We start from the raw sequence: 17,086 nt of genomic DNA on the forward strand, positions 1-17,086 counted from the left end.
AGCCGCAGCAGCCGTCCACTTCGGTGCCAGCAGAAGCTGCCGCTACAAGCGTGAAGCCAACGCAGTTGGACAAGCTGAACCACGAGAGCGCCATTCCACTTGTGCTGGAGGCGCAGTCGCGTTATCAGCACGCGATCAGCGGTGGCAGTACGGTGGGGAAGTCGTTCCAGTGGAACGGCAAAAGCTACCGTTACCTGTCCGAGGACATCGGCACCAAGACCAAGCTGATCAACTATCTGACACAGGCTTATACCAAGCAGGCGAGTGAGCAATTTGTGGGCAAATTTTTTGTTGAAATTAACGGTAAACTGGCGCAGTTGAATGCAGATGGCGGTAATTTGCTAGAGTTTAACCGGGCTACGGCGAAAATGGTAACGATGACTCCAGTGAACCGCAGCTATCTGCTGACCGTGCCTTATCCGGCAGGAACGAAGAAAGCAAACGAAAAAATTACAGTCAATTTCGAAAAGGTCGGCAGCTACTGGAAAATCAGCTCTGCACCGCACATGATTTTTTAATGGAAATTTTCTAAACAAAATATTTTCCAAATCGAGGTTTTGCAACGTTCTTCATGAATAGGGTAAAGTGATGGTAAGGCTTTCATAAGCCCTAATTCAACGCAGAGGAGTGCTGTGCAATGATGACACCCATTAAGGTGAAAAACGTTAAGGATATTGAGAAGATCAATCAGATCGTATCCAACTATACCTACGACATCTGGATTCATGGCAAAAGCGGCATGGCAGATGCCAAATCCATTCTAGGCATGTATGTGTTGAAGCTGGATGAGCCGTTAACTCTGGTTGTACCTGACAACGTCAATCCGAAGAAGCTGTTTAAGGAACTGGAGGAATTTATTCATTTTCCTGCTCAAGAAGCATAAAAGGCAAGAAAGCACCTGTAGATACTGCATACTCTATTTTAAAGCAATGCAAAGAAGCCTGGGGATACGTAGCCCCAAGGCTTCTTTTTTAATGCTCCTCCTCATCCAAAAACGGGAGATTCACCGAATAGTACATAACCCCCATAAGCAGCACACCGCCAACCAGATTCCCGAGCGTAACCGGAACCAGATTATGAATCACGCCAGCGACCGAGACAGTACCCGGATGGTCTAGCACGAGTGCAATAGCGAAGGTACACATATTGGCTATACTATGCTCATATCCCGAAATGAAAAAGCAGAATACAAATAACATCATCGCAAACATTTTCGCCCCGTTTTCCTTCATAAACATCGGAACAAAAAAGGCAAGGCAGACCAGCCAATTACACAAAATAGCCCGGAAAAACAACTGCGTTGCAGGCGCTTCCATTTTGTGTTCAACCACGTTCAGCAGAAAGCTGTTCACGCTGGAGGAGTCAAATAGCCCGGTCAAATAAATAAGGAGCGCAAATACCCCGGCCCCTAGCAAATTACCGCCATAGCTGGCAGCCCACAGCCGAAGCACTTGCCCCCAGCGCAGCTTTTTACGGAGCGCTGCATAGGTGTAATAAAAGGTGTTGCCTGTAAACAAATCCCCGCCGCCGTAAGCGATCAAAATGATGGCTGCCCCGAATGTGACTGCCGCCATGGGATAAGTGAATGGAGATTGCTCCATGTAAAAAAAGTTGCCCGTTTTGAACGCTACAATAACGCCGAACCCGATGAACATACTCGCCAGCATGGAACGTGCCAAATACCGGAGCAGGCTTTGCTTATATATTTTGTATTTCTTCATGGCTAGCTGTTCGACATTGCGTAAGCCTTCCGTCTCCATTCCAAAGACAACCTCCTATTTTCTCAGATGTAAGTCTTTAAACATGCTTATTATTTTCAAAACATGCTCCGTTAGCCAGCAGCTTGTTAGCTTAACAAACCAAGCTTTTGCAGCCCATACAAAATGCCGTCTTCATCTGCACGTTTGGTCACCATTTTCGCCGCAGCCTTGGCCTCATCACAGCCGTTGCCCATTGCCACACTATTATGTACAGCCGTTAGCATCTCTACATCATTCAAGCCATCGCCAAAAGCGTATTGATTTTCCTCGGCAACGCCCAGTCTGGAGGTGATTTCACGAATGCCCTTCGCTTTGGAGCCAGCATGAGGAACAACGTCCACAGAACTCGGATGCCAGCGTACAAAGTCAAAGGCTTTGAATACTGCTTCATAGAAAGGTTCTTCTTCTGCCGTACACATCAGTAGCGTCTGGTAGATATCTCTTCCCTGAAAATAGAGTGGATCATACCCCACCGATATCTTGGCCTTTAAGGTTTGGACCCACTTCTCTACAAGCTCATCGTTAGGAATATTGGCCTTCATGTTCAAATGATCCATATATACGAGAGCATGATTGTGTGTGAGAGCCAGATCAGTCATCGCCTGCAAAGCTTCTCTGTTCAACGGGGTGGTAGCAACGACTTCTCCGCGAAGCACGACATATTGCCCATTGCAACTGACATAGGAATAAATTTCCAGCTGCTCGCGGATTTCCTTGAACATAAAAGGCGCACGACCTGTTGCAATGGCGACCTCATGCCCTTGCTCTTTCAAAGCAAAGACAGCCTTTTCTGCCGTTAGCGGCATTTTTTTGTCATCGTCCAGCAACGTACCGTCGATATCAAAAAAGATAATCTTTTTGTCTGACATGTCCCAACACCTGACTTTCAATAATGTTATTGTCGAAATTGACCCATATGGATTCATTATATCAAAGGAACTGCTTATGAATACACAAATACGTATAAATCCTCATGAATGATCGACCTGTATAGCTTACAATATGAAATAAGGATTACTGTAAAATATAATGTCTATCTCCTATTTTCATAGATGGGATGTGATCAACATGACAAAAATCCAAGTCTCGCCGGAGCAGCTGGATCGCGTGGCCTCCCAATTTGCCGATGCCCACGGAACACTGTATAACCAGTTAAACGGCCTGGATAACACAATGAATAACCTTCACAGCCAGTGGGATGGTATGGAGAGAAATCGCTTTTATAACGACTATCGGACAGCTAAATATACACTTTCTTCTGCATTAAGCAAGGTTCAGTCTATTGAAATTGAGCTGAAAAGCATCGCTTCGAGGTTCAGAAATGCGGATGGTGAAAGCACACGTGGCTTCTGGACAGCTCTGGCAGCGGCGATGAGCGCCAGTACAGCACTGGTGGACAATGGAGAGGGTGAAAGCGATGCTGGAGACGCCGCTAAACCCCCAAAAAACCTGGACGAATGGGAGCAGGCAGATGCGGATAAATATCATCAATATGAGAAGTTGCTGAAAAACGCCGAGGAGATTGGTGACAAGCAGGTTATGCAGAAAATTCACGATCAGATGAACGTTCTGCGATTGCAATATGAGGACTCGGTGAATCGCACAGATTTATAATACTGGAGAAACCTCCGGGATCATCTGATTCCCTTGTGGCTGTCATTAAGCTGATAGGTCAGGATGGGACCAAAACGGATATTTCTATAGGTAAACCCATACCTAATTTGCCCTAGAACACGCTCCTAGGTAAAACGGCCCAGACCGCCACAACACGAATAGCAGCATCTATAAAATCTACAGTCTTTTTCTCTGAAACAAGTGAGCGCCAGTTGGAAACTGTAAAACTCGCTAGCTGGAGAAGTCTGTAGATTTTTGTTTACCAATATTTCTGAATTCCGATATAGATAGAATGAAAGGGAGCATCTACTCCAAAGTGATCGTTTTCAACCGATTAACCCGTACTAAATCTATGAATTTGCAATTGGGGTATCAAGTGGTGGATAATGGAAGGGGATCTATCAGTAGAAAATAGGGCTAAAGATAGAGACGATGCCTAAAAAAAGTAGATCAGATTTACCGTATATTTGTATATTATTGTAGAAAAAGCTCGTAATTCAGGTTATAGTAAAGGAAGAATTTAACTAGAATGAATTTTACCCAAATACGTAATTGTGGAGGGAAATATGAGTACATTTAAGAATTGGCTGAATACAACTAAAAAAGGGCTTGGAGACCAGGTTAAAAAGTTTAAGAATAAAGATTTTATGGAAGCTGTGGTTGCGGGCTGTGCATTGGTGGCATTTGCAGATGGTACGATTAGTCCGGAAGAGAAAACAAAAATGGCCGGATACATAAACATCAGTGAGGAATTGAAGGTGTTTGATATGGGAGAGGTTATCAACCGCTTCAATCACTATGTGGCAAATTTTGAATTTTCACCTGAAATTGGTAAACAGGAAGCGCTAAAAGCAATTGGAAAATTGAAAGGTAAGCCTGAAGTAGGCCGACTCGTCGTTGGCGTATGTAGCGCTATTGGCGCAGCCGATGGTGACTTTGATGCTGATGAACGACGAATTGTTGCTGAAATTTGCGGCGTACTTGGCTTGAATCCGTCTGAATTTAGTCTGTAAATTTTACGGAAGGAGGTGTGTTAATTAGTGGCTGTAACTAATCTGGTCAAGGGTCAGAAAATTGATTTGACTAAAGGAAATACAGGACTAACCAAGGTTATAGCAGGATTGGGATGGGACCCGGTACAGTCCAAAGGATTTTTTGGCTTTAAGAAGCAACCCAATATTGATTGTGATGCTTCTGCCATTTTGCTGGACGCAAACGGGAAGCTGACTCAGTCGGACAATGTAGTGTGTTTCCACAATAAAAAAAGTCCATGCGGCTCTGTCGTGCACTCCGGTGATAATTTGACCGGACAAGGTGACGGCGATGATGAACAAATTGCGATTGACCTGGCACGTATTCCTGCCAATGTCGACAAAGTGCTTGTTGTTGTGAATATATATGATTGCGTTAACCGGAAACAGGATTTCGGCATGATCGAGAAAGCGTATATCCGCATTCTGGACGGTGCGAATTCCAAGGAACTGGTGACGTTTAATTTATCTGATAACTTTGAGGGGATGACTGCGCTGATCTGCGGGGAGCTCTATCGCCATAATAGCGAATGGAAGTTTGCTGCAATCGGGGCAGGTACCCATGCCGTACATATTGATGTGCTGGCTGAGCGTTACATGTAATTTAGGTTGCTCCTACAAAACTAATGAGAAACGGGGTACTTACTCATGGCAATTAACTTATCCAAAGGTCAAAAAATTGATTTGACGAAAACAAATCCAGGTTTGTCCAAAATCACAGTTGGTCTCGGCTGGGACACCAACAAGTACGATGGCGGCAAAGATTTTGACTTGGACGTATCCGTATTTTTGGCGAATGCGGACGGCAAAGTGGAAACAGAGAAGAACTTTGTCTTCTTTAATAATCCACAAAACGAAAACGGCTCTGTTGTTCATACCGGAGATAACCGCACAGGTGAAGGCGATGGGGATGACGAGCAAATTAAGGTTGACCTGAACAACGTACCTGCTAACGTAGAAAAGATTGCTTTTACGATTACAATCTATGAAGCTCAGGAACGCAATCAAAACTTTGGACAAGTTTCCCGTGCTTATGCCCGTATCGTAAATGAGGCAAACAACGAAGAATTGGTTCGCTTTGATCTGGGCGAAGATTTCTCAATCGAAACAGGTGTCGTGGTAGGCGAACTGTATCGCCATAACGGTGAATGGAAGTTCAGTGCCATTGGCAGCGGCTATCAGGATGGTCTTGCAGGGTTGACACGTGATTACGGTTTAGCTTAAAAAAATCTAAACAAAGAAAGCAGGTACGAAGCATGACCATTAGTCTTTCCAAAGGACAACGTATTGATCTGACCAAAACGAATCCAGGCTTGACTCGTGTTGTCGTGGGTCTTGGCTGGGATACCAATAAATACAGTGGTGGCGCTGAATTTGACTTGGACGCTTCAGCGTTTCTGCTGTATGAAGACGGTAAAGCGAAGGCAGCTGACGATTTTGTATTTTACAATAACCCAACAGGTGGAGCAGGTGCTGTTACTCATACAGGCGATAATCGCACAGGTGAGGGCGACGGGGATGACGAGCAAATTATTATTGATTTTGCAAAGGTTCCAGCGAACATCCACCGTATCGGGATTACCGTTACGATTTACGACTATGAGGCACGTGCGCAAAACTTTGGACAAGTGTCCAATGCTTTTGTACGTGTGGTAGATGCGGCAACGGACCGCGAAGTGCTGCGCTACGATTTGGGTGAGGATTTCTCCACCGAAACAGCTGTGGTATTCTGTGAATTTTACCGTCAGAATGCGGACTGGAAGTTCCAGGCTATCGGTAGTGGCTTTGCTGGTGGATTGGGTGCGCTTGCTAAAAACTATGGCTTGGACGCTCAATAATATCCACTTGGGGGTGGTGTCCAAAGGGCGCTACCCTTTCTTTTTAGGCCATTGGAATGGCGTACGCTGAACACGACAAACGGACAGAAAGGTGACACACTCATGGCTGTTATCGTAGTAAAGGGGCAGAAGGCGGATTTGACCAAAACGAATCCGGGTCTGAGCCAAGTCAATATAGGGATCGGTTGGGAGTCCTCATCGGCTCTGGAGCTCGATACTTCTGCATTTTTGCTAGGTCCCGGTGGGAAAGTATCGGGCGATGAGGATCTGATCTTTTACAATAATCCGACCACATCCTTTATCACTTATTCAGATGGACAACAGTTGGGTGACAAGAAACAATTTTCCCTTGATCTAACCAAAATACCTTCACATATTGAGAAGATTGCGTTTACGCTGACCATTTATGATGCAGATCAGAAACGGCAAAATTTTGGACAGGTTCAAGGCGGATTTATACGTTTTGCCCATCCGGTTAGCGGAGAGGTTTTGCGGTTTAATTTGGATAGTGGTTTTACAGTCGAAACAGCCATTGTTATAGGTGAACTGTACCGCCATAACGGTGAATGGAAATTTAACGCGATTGGCGCGGGTTTTTCCGGTGGATTGGATGCGTTGTGTGGAAATTTCGGAATCGAAGTGGATAATAATCCGGCTCCTCCGGCACCAGCTCCTACACCACCTCCAGTTCCTCAGCCAACCCCGCCGCCAGCACCTCCCGCTCCAAAGCCAGAGCCACCTGCAGCTCCGATGAATCTGAATTTGCGCAAAATTGAGCTAAAGAAAAAGGGCGACACCATTAATTTGAAGAAGGGCTCAAGTGGATTGGGTGAAATCCTGATCAATCTGAACTGGAATCAGGTACAGCAGAGCAAGGGCTTTTTCAGTCGAGGCTCCAAGGGTGTCGATCTGGATCTGGGCTGCTTGTATGAAATGAAGAACGGAGATAAAGGTGTTGTGCAGGCGTTGGGAGAAGTGTTCGGTTCTCTGAATCGCTTCCCGTACATTGCTCTGGATGGTGATGACCGTACAGGCTCTGTGAAAACAGGGGAAAATCTCCGCATTAATGGCGCGAAAATTTCTGAAATCAAGCGAATTTTGGTATTCACGTTCATCTATGAAGGAGTCACGAACTGGTCACAAGCGGACGGGGTGGTCACGCTGTATCAGAAGGATGGGCCGGACATTATCGTTCACCTGAATGAACATGACAACCGCAAAGGAATGTGTGCAATTGCCATGATCCAAAATGTGAACGATGAAACGTTCAGTATTGAGAGACTCGTACAGTTCTATGGCGGTCATCGTGAGTTGGACCGTGCACATAACTGGGGCATGCGCTGGTCGCAGGGTAGTAAATAAACTGAATTATCGGAGGCACTCTTTTCATGTTGAATGATTTATTTCGAAATATCAGCGAGAACTACGGACATTTCTTTTCATGGAGTGATGTTGTAGCTACATTGACTGACCCGGTGAGTTGGGGGATTATTGGTACCCTCATTTTGCTGGAAGGGCTTTTGTCGGCGGATAATGCCCTGGTTCTCGCGGTTATGGTTAAGCATTTACCGAAGGAGCAACAGAAGAGAGCCTTATTTTACGGGATTTTGGGTGCGTATCTATTCAGGTTTCTGGCCATCGGCCTGGGAACATTCCTCATCAAGTTCACATTAATCAAGGTGTTAGGTGCGGCCTATCTTCTCTATATTGCTTATAAGGGCTTATTCAAGTCTGAGGGTGATGGAGAAGTGAAAAACAAACCTACTTCCTTCTGGAAAACGGTATTAATGGTCGAACTGATGGATATTGCCTTCAGTATTGACAGCGTCATTGCCGCTTTTGGTGTGAGCGAGAAAGTATGGGTTTTGTTCCTGGGTGGTATTTTTGGCGTTCTGATGATGCGTGGTGTTGCTCAAGTGTTCCTCAAGCTCATTGATAAATTTCCGGAACTGGAACAGACAGCCTTTATATTGATCGCCATTATTGGAGGTAAAATGCTGGCTGCTGCTTTTGGCTTTCATATGCCGCAACTCTTGTTCTTTGGCATTTTGATCGCCGTCTTTGTAGGTACGATGGTTATGAGCTCGGCAAAAAGAAAGAAAAAGGCCGACAAAGAGGCTTAATGTACAAAGTATAGCGAAATCCCTCCTGAAATTAAGGGGGGATTTCTTTTATACCCGAGGCACAGGGCTTCAGTCAGGCAAGAAAGAGCAGGAGGAGGAGAAGGCCCTGAAATATTTTAATGATTTGACCTTTGAGGAAATAGAAGCGATCTTTTATACGCCACCGACGGAGTTTCATAACCGATCTCCCAAAAGTGTATTAGCATATGCCGTGGGGGCAGCTTTGTATATGCCTGCGACCCGCTCGGAAGTAGCGGAAGAGATTAAAAACGGAAAACACGAAGGATTAACGACGGTCATGCTGGATTTGGAGGATGCGATAGGAGACCAGCAGGTTGGACAGGCGGAACAGTCATTGGCGCAGCAGTTGTTTCAACTCATGTCGTATGTACGGACAGGTGTGATGAGTGAACAGAGTTTGCCGTTGCTGTTTGTACGTGTGCGCTCTGTGGAACAGCTGGAACGGCTGCTGAGCGGGTTAGGAGAATCTTTAACGCTGCTGACCGGTTTTGTTTTGCCCAAGTTCTCTTCGGATACTGGGCGAGCGTATTTTACACTCCTTGCCGAATATAACCGGAGTATGGGGACGGGTGCTGACATCCCTGTGTTGTATGGTTTACCGATTCTCGAAAGCTCCAAAATCATTTACCGGGAAACGCGCTGGAAGGAGTTACTGGAGATCAAAGCGATTTTGGACGAGTATCAGGAATATGTACTGAATGTCCGCATTGGGGCAACCGATTTCTCCAGCCTGTTTGGCTTGAGACGTAGTCCGGATATTACAATCTATGAAATTGCCGTCATTCGGGATTGCATCGCGGATATAATTAACTTGTTTGGACGGGTGGGCTCGGATTATGTCATATCTGGTCCTGTATGGGAATATTTCTCTCACCGGGAACGTGTATTTAAGCCTCAATTAAGAGTGTCGCCTTTCGAAGATGCATTTGGCAAGCAAGGGCGCAACCTGCGGATGGACTTTATCTCAGACGCGATGGACGGACTGATCCGGGAAGTCATGATGGACAAAGAGAACGGGATTATCGGTAAAACGATCATCCATCCCACCCATATTAAGCCGGTACAGGCCATGTACGCGGTGACACATGAGGAGTATATGGATGCCCTCGCGATTGTGGAGCGTAATGACGGTAGTCTGGGTGTGTTCAAAAGTACCTATGCCAATAAAATGAATGAAATTAAGCCGCACATGAATTGGGCTCATCGTATTATTAGTAGATCAAAAGTATACGGGGTGTTACATGAACAACAACATTTTGTCAGTCTCTTACCCAAACACGAAAACACATCTGCTCCCAATCTTGGAGCAGTTCAGCGTTAAAATTACCGAGACACATAATCCATTCCGCCTCCCTGTGGACAAGCTGTTTGCAATGGCGGCGCGGGTGAACAAGAAGCGTTCGTTTTTGTTTGTCAGCAAGGTACTGGGCAAGCATATTCCAGTGAACCCATACACCTCTCTTCTCAGTGGCGCGGCCCTGGCGGTCCTGCTGTATAAGGAGCTTGTCCCACAGGCGGGACAACAGATGGATCAACTCATCGGAGAAGCCGTGAAAGGACTTCTGGACGTGGAATATGCGGAAGAAGCCTATCGAAGGCTGCTAAATGAGCGTTTAGCTTTTGCCGAGTCCATCAAGTTTGTTGGTTTTGCCGAGACGGCTACAGCGTTGGGACACAGTATGTATCATATATTTGCCGATGGTGCTTCGTATATTCATACGACGCGTGAGGATATTCCGGACCTTCTGCCGATCATTCGGTTTGAAGAAGAGCATTCGCATGCTGTTGATCATCGCTGCTATGCACTGGATGAGCATGCATTTGCCGGAGATGGCCCCATTGTACTGGTAGATGATGAAATTACGACGGGCAAAACGACCCTTAATATCATTCGGGATATTCAGGCACATTTTCCAAGAAAGCAGTATGTGATTGCTTCATTATTGGATTGGCGGACAGACCGTGATGAGCAGGCTTTTAACGATCTGGAGGCAGAGCTGGGAATTACGATTACGCCTTTAAGCTTGCTCAAAGGTAAAATCCAAGTACTGGGGGAACCCATGCTGGATCACGCAGAATACGCTGGACAGGCCGGACACACCGAACATGCTGCTACTAGCTTGGTAGAGGATGCGGCAGAAGCTTCTGGAATAATTGACCACTGTTTTGAGAAGGATGCTTTCTGTTTTGAGCGGATACTGCACAGCTCCATCTCAACGGACGGATACGCCAATATGACTCCTTATTTGAAATATACAGGTCGTTTCGGTCTGCAATCCGCTGATAATGCGGCGTTGAATGCAGAAATTACGCGTGCAGCAGAACGATTGAAAGAGCTTCGTTCAGGGCAGCGCACATTGGTGATGGGTACAGGTGAATTCATGTACATTCCCATGCGGATTGCAGCAGAGTTAGGTCCGAATGTATATTATCAGTCCACGACACGCAGCCCGGTTTACCCCCATCGAGAAAAAGACTATGGCGTAGCTTGTGGTGTGACCTATTCCTCGCCCGATGACAGTACAATACGTAATTTTATTTATAATGTAGATCCCGGTCAGTATGACGAAATATTTGTTTTGCTGGAAAGGGAGTCGAACCCGGAGCGAATGAAGCCTATGCTTGATGCTTTGACCCACCTGGGCTGCGATAAATTACATGTGGTTTATTTTAACCGTTTAACTAGCCAAGAGAGTAAAGGAGCGCGGATATGAAGCAAGCACTCATGGAGCAAATACAGCAGAAGAACATTCATCCGCCCGAACCGTTAGGCAGCTACCCTGCTTCGGATGTCACTTTCTTATTGAAGAATTTAAGTCGTGTTACATTAGAAAAAGGAACAGAGGATCGTGAAGAGGCAATTCAGTCGGGTATCCACTATTCCGAAATGCTTCCCGTGGAATATGAGCCTACAGCAGAGTATATTGCTTTGTTTCACGAAACGCTTGCCCAATCTGCCGAAAAGGTTGCGCTAGCCGCAGCTTCTGTGGCTGAGATGATCGTAAGAAAAAGAGGACTGAACACGGCAATTGTGTCGCTTGCCCGCGCAGGAACGCCCATCGGTATCCTGATCAAGCGTTATATAGACTGGAAGTATGGCGTTTCCCTTCCGCACTACAGCATCTCTATTATTCGCGGCAAAGGTATTGACCGGAATGCTATTTTATATATTTTACAGGAACATGGGCTCGATATTGAGCTTCAGTTTGTAGATGGCTGGACGGGGAAAGGCGCGATTCGGCAGGTGTTGATCGAGGCTTGTCGTGAGATGAACACGGATTACGGATTGCGCCTGAATGATGATTTGGCAGTGCTGGCCGATCCGGGAAGCTGCTCAGATACCTTCGGTACACGGGAGGATTACTTGATCCCGAGTGCTTGTTTGAATTCGACCGTATCGGGGCTGATGAGTCGGACGGTATTGCGCGACGATCTGATAGGCCCGGACGATTTTCATGGAGCCAAATTTTATGAAGCCTGGCGGTCAGTGGATCAGTCCAATACGTTTGTAGATACGGTTTCGGGTTACTTTCAAGATGTGACTGCAACTGCGGTTGCGTATGCTGAACAGATGACATTGAACCCACCTGCGGTAACATGGCAGGGCTTACGGGATATCGAGGCAATTCAAAAGGCTTTTGGTATTCGGGATATCAATCTGGTCAAGCCCGGTGTGGGGGAAACGACCCGTGTGCTGCTGCGCAGGGTACCGTGGAAAATCCTGATTGACCGTGAAGACAATCCGAATCTTCGTCATATCCTGCTGCTGGCAAAGGATCGTGGAGTGCCAGTTGAGGTTTTCGAAGGATTGACCTATTCCTGCTGCGGGATTATCAAGCCGCTCAAGGGGGGACAAGAATGATTTACGCAAGCGACCTGGACCAGACGCTGATATACTCCAAACGTTCGCTTGGCGTGCCGCTGGAGTCCGCGGGGCTGTTGCCTGCGGAGCATATTGACGGCGCAACAGCGGCATTTATTTCAGCGCAGGCCCTCCAGCTGCTGAAGGCGCTGCCGGAAAATATCATGTTTATGCCTGTGACGACGCGCACGATGGCACAGTATTTACGGATCACCGTGTTCCAAACGGAGCTGGTTCCGGCTTATGCCGTGACGAGCAATGGCGGTAACATCATCGTCGGAGGCGAGGTGGATCGAGAGTGGCATCGGCGCGTTCACGAACAAGTACGTCGAGACGGTGCCCATGCGGAAGAAGCACGTCAAGTGTTCGGACAGGTGCTGCATGAGGACTGGGTCATCCGTGAGAGTTTTTGCGACGAGTTATTTTATGCTTTTGTGATTGAACGGGATCGTATGCCGCTGGAGCAGGTGTTAGAGAAGGCACAAATCATGCGTGAAATGGGCTGGGAGGTATCCATTCAGGGACGAAAGGTGTATCTTGTGCCTGCGGCCGTGAATAAGCAGGCAGCCGTAGAGCATATTCGTCATCTTACTGACGGTGGACCTGTTGTGGCATCTGGCGACTCATTGCTGGATCGCTGCTTGCTGGATTATGCCGACTATGCGATTGCTCCGCGTCATGGTGAGCTGTACCGGGAACAGCTGCGGGATGAACTGGAGGTTAATTACCGCTTTACGGAGTCGTCGGGTGCTTATGCAGCCGACGAAATCATGGCATATGTTTATGAAATATATCGGAGTGTGTCTACAGCGCGAGCTTAATTTTCAGAATAGATAGGGGACGTGGCTCTGTGAAGAAGGTCAAGGTATATTTTAACCGCTGGTTTTCAGTGGCGTATCATTATATGAATGCTATTCGTAACAATGAGGAGGGTATCCCGTTCGAAATCTATGCGACCCACTCAGATCCGCAACATATGGCTTTACAGGCCAGCGATGTAGCTGAAGTGGAGCCGCGCACAAGTGGTGTAGAGTATGCACGTTTTTGCGCTGATTTTTGCAGACGCCACGAAATTGATGTATTTATTCCACGCTGGAAGATGCTTGATATTAGCAAGCATCTTCATTTGTTCGACGATGTTGGAGCCAAGGTGATTGTATGCCGGGATACCGAACTGCTCGAGCAGTTGATGGAAAAGGATTTATTTTATGAATCCATTCGTCAAAAAGATATTGTCGCGATCCCGGATTATGCCATTGCCAGCAATGCGGAGCAGTTTAAACAGGCTTATGAATCGTTAACAGCGCGCGGGCATAAGGTATGCTTCAAGCCATGTAATGCAGAAGGAGGAATGGGCTTTCGGATCATCGACAACGAACGTAATCCGCTGGAGGAGCTGTTTGGGCATGCGCTAAACCATATTTCGTTCGAGGAGGCCCATCGAGTCTTGTCATCCACAGAGTCGTTTCCCAACCTGATGGTGATGGAGCTGCTGGAGGGATATGAATACAGTATTGATTGTCTGGCTGACCGAGAGGGAAAGCTGCTGGCAGCAGTTCCGCGCAGGAAGGCAGGGGGACGATTACGGCTGCTGGAGCAGCATACAGAGCTGTTGGATGTCGCGCAAAAGGTCGCTGATGCGTATCATATACCGTACAATTATAACATTCAGGTAAAATATAACGGCGAGCGTCCCAAGCTGCTGGAAATCAATCCGCGAATGTCCGGAGGGCTCCATGTATCATGCTTGTCCGGCATCAATTTCCCTTATCTGGCAGTGAAATCGGCTTTGGGCAACGAGATCGGCCCGCTTTATCCGCAATACGACATTTTAGCTAGTCATATCGAGCAACCGATCACCATACGTACATCCTTACATTGACATAAACAAATATTGTTTTCTACAATATGGTAAGGGTTTACGTCAGGAGGTACAAGCTATGACGTCAAAAATGTGGGGTACCACGATTGCCGTGGTCAGCTATCTGATTGCGCTTTTACTGAGTTATTGGTTGCCACTGTTTGTATGTTTGGCAATTCCAGTCATTTCTCTAGGAGGATATAATGCCATTATGGCTGTCCGCCATCCTCGCCCCAATCTGGCCGGTTCCGTGATTCCGATCATGCAGGAGCAGGCTGCTGATACACGGCGGCCCGAACCGGAAGCTTCAGCTTCATCACAGTCTTTAACAGGACAACCACGGGTATCAGTCCAGGTTTCCAGTGAATTTGCTCAGGTGATGGAGTACCTGGAGGTACTGGAGGATATGGTGATCTCCGAGGGACAGAAGGATGCGCTCGATAACGAAATTGTCGAGAAGGCACTGGCTTTGTTTGCACGTTTGCAACGTGTGATTCCGCTTTTGCATGAATTAGACAATAGCGAAGTGGACCACACGGTGCGGAGGTTGATTTTAAAGGATCTGAACGGGCTGATTAACCCGTTTCTTCGGCTCAGTGGAGATGCCAAGCGAACCAACCGGAGGACGTTATTAAACGGGTTGCGAGATGTGGATAGCAAAATATCAGTGATTGTATCCACGGTGGAGCATAAGGATCTGATGGAATTGCAGAGCAAAGCCGAGCTGATTCACCAGCGGTATAGCAGTTCCGAATTGTAAGCTGTTTTTTAAAGTTAATTGGTCTTTGAATCATAGTTATGGTTTAAGTTAGGAGGTAACGTTATGGCCACCCCATGGGCTGAATTGAAAACAGAAGATGAACAAAAGGTGACCGAGGAGGCTTCACAGCTGATTCAGAAGGTAGCACAAAGCGATGTCATGAGCCTGGATACCTTAATGGATGACATCGGTAAGCTGGGAGTTAAAACGCAGGAGCGTGCGGGACAGACTCTTAAAATGCTGGATCGTCCGGTGAACGATCTCATGTCCGGTGATCGGGCCGAGGTATCGAACATGATTTTAAAGCTGCGCGATGAATGTGAAGCACTCCAGCAGAGTAAAGATGTGAGCTTTTTTGGCAAGCTTCTACGCAAGAGCCCGCTGAAAAACTATATTTACAAGTATCAGTCGGTTAAAACAAACATCGAGAAAATCATTACTGCCTTGAGAGATGGCAAGGACAATCTGGAAGAAAACATTGTCAGCATGAGACAGCTGAAAAGGGCTTCCATTGAAGAAATCTACAATTTGCAGACGAAGATTGCCTTTGGCAATCGCTTAAAAGAGCTGTTCGAGACGGAGATTGCCAAGCCGGAGAATGAAAATCGGAGGTCTCATCTGGAGCGTGGATTGCGTAAGGTGGTTACACGCACGCAGTCGATGACTGAAATGATTTTGTTGTATAATCAGGCGATTGCGGCAACGGATATTATTAATGATAATAATGATAAGCTGATTGACTCTGTAAATAATGCGATTGATAAAACATCGAATCTGATCACCGTATCGGCTATGATCGCGATGGCGCTGGCCGATCAGGACAAAATCATTTCAGCCGTCGATGCGACCAATCGCACCATTGAGGATCAATTCAAAGAAAATGCCAAGCTTCTCAAAACGACGACCGAGAGAACGACGGATTTGCTTAGCAAGCCTTCGATGTCGCTGGAGGCTGTGAATCAGGCGATTGGCGATTTGGTAGCTGCTCTGGATCTATCGGAAAAATCCAACCGTCGAATTATTGAAAGCTGCCAGGACTATATGAGCAAAATGACGGCAATCAACGCTAACCTAAGCCAACGTTTGGGGATCGAAGGGAAAGAACAGTCCACAACGCTGAAGGATAACGATTCATCCGACGGTTTAAGCTCGTTTCTGAACTAATTTACAAATGCAGAATAATGGATCTATAGAAGCTGAACGCTTCCCATGTTTAACTTATATATAGTCTATTGAAAAGGCGCTCGGGTGACCCCGAAGGCGTCTTTTTTGGTTTGACAGTGGCCAATAAAGGACATGATGAACATACAAAGCATTCTCGTGCATAAACTCTTAAAAAAGCGAATTCCAAAGGAGAGAGCGAGCGTATGATGTCCTTAATTTTGGTGTGTGTGATTGTCTATTTACTCGTGGCTGCCAGTAGCGAAAAAGCCGATTCTATTATGGAATTAAATGATTCTGTGAAATAAAATTTTTTATTGAAAAGCATGCATTTTCTGATAGGATAGAGTTAAATATTGGAATCCCAAAGGAGAATGCATGCTGGAATTTTCATTTGAAATCATCGACGAATCGAAAATCAATATTGTGTATCAGTATGGAAGCAGCAGCTTTAATTTCAATTTGTTTTTTAATTACGGTATATGGACGCTGCATCCTTTTGACGGGATTCTGTTGCAGAACAGGGAAATGTGTCGTTTGATCGTTGCGGAGCTGTTTAAGAACAAAGATTTTCACGTCATGCTGGCGCGGGAAAATATTTTATTGTCGGCCCTGCGTACCTCTATTGATCTCAATCCAGACATACCAGTACGAGGAGAGCGGTATCAAGAACAGGAGCCCGATGAGCTGTCTGAATTTGCGGAGACGCACAGCTTTGAAGATGTGCTGCACATCGAGCTGGATTCTATCCGCGAGCGTATGGATTTTTTCCAGAACATCATTCAAAAAATGTATATGGAAGGATTCGGTCCGGAAGACAGTGATTTTAACAAGGTACAAGCTATCATCCGAATTTACAAAGCTGCACATGACCAACTCGGAGATTTAAGCGACTTTCCCCTGAGAGGTGACGAACGACGCAGATGGTAGAGTAGACGGACTAAGCCTTGAAACGTGAGAATCCCACAAAGCTTTTTTAAAAGAATAGAATATCAAAAAAAGAGAGTCCCACGAATAAATGAACTGTGACCCGAAAGATGGACACTTTGAAAAAA

19 protein-coding genes are annotated in these 17,086 nt (G+C 46.3%); 17 read left to right on the plus strand and 2 right to left on the minus strand.

Going from position 1 to position 17,086, the window contains the following annotated elements:
* Together L693_RS0109905 and L693_RS0109910 are read left to right on the plus strand one after the other, a co-directional pair.
* On the plus strand, positions 1–518 hold a 518-nt coding region (locus L693_RS0109905), incomplete at its 5' end, for a DL-endopeptidase inhibitor IseA family protein (protein WP_025717133.1).
* Positions 519–637: 119 nt separating this feature from the next.
* The gene (locus L693_RS0109910; RefSeq protein WP_007428972.1) at positions 638–883 is read left to right on the plus strand and encodes an HPr family phosphocarrier protein; all 246 of its coding nucleotides are present in this window, start codon (positions 638–640) and stop codon (positions 881–883) included.
* An 88-nt stretch (positions 884–971) separates the two neighbouring features.
* Here the strand turns inward: L693_RS0109910 and L693_RS0109915 are convergent, their stop codons facing one another.
* Positions 972–1,760, minus strand: a complete 789-nt coding sequence (locus tag L693_RS0109915) for a formate/nitrite transporter family protein (protein ID WP_025717134.1) — start codon at positions 1,758–1,760, stop codon at positions 972–974.
* Positions 1,761–1,846: 86 nt separating this feature from the next.
* Positions 1,847–2,629, minus strand: coding sequence for a Cof-type HAD-IIB family hydrolase (locus L693_RS0109920; RefSeq protein ID WP_025717135.1), 783 nt, complete (start codon positions 2,627–2,629; stop codon positions 1,847–1,849).
* 199 nt (positions 2,630–2,828) lie between these two features.
* Here L693_RS0109920 and L693_RS0109925 point away from each other — a divergent pair, with 199 nt between their 5' ends.
* From L693_RS0109925 to L693_RS0110000, 15 genes are all read left to right on the plus strand, one after another.
* Complete coding sequence (locus L693_RS0109925) at positions 2,829–3,374, plus strand: WXG100 family type VII secretion target (RefSeq protein ID WP_231503588.1); 546 nt, start codon at positions 2,829–2,831, stop codon at positions 3,372–3,374.
* A gap of 566 nt (positions 3,375–3,940) precedes the next feature.
* On the plus strand, positions 3,941–4,387 hold the full coding sequence (locus tag L693_RS0109930; protein ID WP_025717136.1) for a tellurite resistance TerB family protein: 447 nt from the start codon (positions 3,941–3,943) through the stop codon (positions 4,385–4,387).
* A 27-nt stretch (positions 4,388–4,414) separates the two neighbouring features.
* Positions 4,415–5,008 (plus strand): TerD family protein, encoded by a 594-nt coding sequence (locus tag L693_RS0109935; RefSeq protein ID WP_025717137.1) that lies wholly within the window; start codon positions 4,415–4,417, stop codon positions 5,006–5,008.
* A gap of 45 nt (positions 5,009–5,053) precedes the next feature.
* Complete coding sequence (locus L693_RS0109940) at positions 5,054–5,629, plus strand: TerD family protein (protein WP_025717138.1); 576 nt, start codon at positions 5,054–5,056, stop codon at positions 5,627–5,629.
* A gap of 32 nt (positions 5,630–5,661) precedes the next feature.
* Positions 5,662–6,243: a TerD family protein gene (locus tag L693_RS0109945; protein WP_025717139.1), complete on the plus strand. Its 582-nt coding sequence runs from the start codon at positions 5,662–5,664 to the stop codon at positions 6,241–6,243.
* A gap of 102 nt (positions 6,244–6,345) precedes the next feature.
* Positions 6,346–7,605, plus strand: a complete 1,260-nt coding sequence (locus L693_RS0109950; RefSeq protein WP_025717140.1) for a TerD family protein — start codon at positions 6,346–6,348, stop codon at positions 7,603–7,605.
* 26 nt (positions 7,606–7,631) lie between these two features.
* The gene (locus L693_RS0109955) at positions 7,632–8,366 is read left to right on the plus strand and encodes a TerC family protein (RefSeq protein WP_025717141.1); all 735 of its coding nucleotides are present in this window, start codon (positions 7,632–7,634) and stop codon (positions 8,364–8,366) included.
* Positions 8,367–8,490: 124 nt separating this feature from the next.
* A complete protein-coding gene (locus L693_RS0109960; RefSeq protein ID WP_197029864.1) occupies positions 8,491–9,708 on the plus strand; it encodes an HpcH/HpaI aldolase/citrate lyase family protein in 1,218 nt (405 codons plus the stop codon).
* A 52-nt stretch (positions 9,709–9,760) separates the two neighbouring features.
* Complete coding sequence (locus L693_RS0109965) at positions 9,761–11,101, plus strand: phosphoribosyltransferase family protein (RefSeq protein WP_025717143.1); 1,341 nt, start codon at positions 9,761–9,763, stop codon at positions 11,099–11,101.
* Positions 11,098–12,249 (plus strand): cysteine protease StiP family protein, encoded by a 1,152-nt coding sequence (locus L693_RS0109970; RefSeq protein ID WP_025717144.1) that lies wholly within the window; start codon positions 11,098–11,100, stop codon positions 12,247–12,249. The genes L693_RS0109965 and L693_RS0109970 overlap by 4 nt, the downstream gene beginning before the upstream one ends.
* Complete coding sequence (locus L693_RS0109975; RefSeq protein WP_049825116.1) at positions 12,246–13,070, plus strand: HAD family hydrolase; 825 nt, start codon at positions 12,246–12,248, stop codon at positions 13,068–13,070. The genes L693_RS0109970 and L693_RS0109975 overlap by 4 nt, the downstream gene beginning before the upstream one ends.
* A 29-nt stretch (positions 13,071–13,099) precedes the next feature.
* Positions 13,100–14,131, plus strand: a complete 1,032-nt coding sequence (locus tag L693_RS0109980; RefSeq protein ID WP_025717145.1) for an ATP-grasp domain-containing protein — start codon at positions 13,100–13,102, stop codon at positions 14,129–14,131.
* Positions 14,132–14,189: 58 nt separating this feature from the next.
* Positions 14,190–14,870 (plus strand): hypothetical protein, encoded by a 681-nt coding sequence (locus L693_RS0109985; protein ID WP_025717146.1) that lies wholly within the window; start codon positions 14,190–14,192, stop codon positions 14,868–14,870.
* Between the two features lie 63 nt (positions 14,871–14,933).
* On the plus strand, positions 14,934–16,034 hold the full coding sequence (locus L693_RS0109990; protein ID WP_025717147.1) for a toxic anion resistance protein: 1,101 nt from the start codon (positions 14,934–14,936) through the stop codon (positions 16,032–16,034).
* A gap of 375 nt (positions 16,035–16,409) precedes the next feature.
* Complete coding sequence (locus tag L693_RS0110000; RefSeq protein WP_025717148.1) at positions 16,410–16,961, plus strand: hypothetical protein; 552 nt, start codon at positions 16,410–16,412, stop codon at positions 16,959–16,961.
* The last annotated feature ends 125 nt before the right edge of the window (positions 16,962–17,086 follow it).

The organism is Paenibacillus sp. 1-18, from assembly GCF_000520755.1.
Taxonomy (GTDB): domain Bacteria; phylum Bacillota; class Bacilli; order Paenibacillales; family Paenibacillaceae; genus Paenibacillus; species Paenibacillus brasilensis.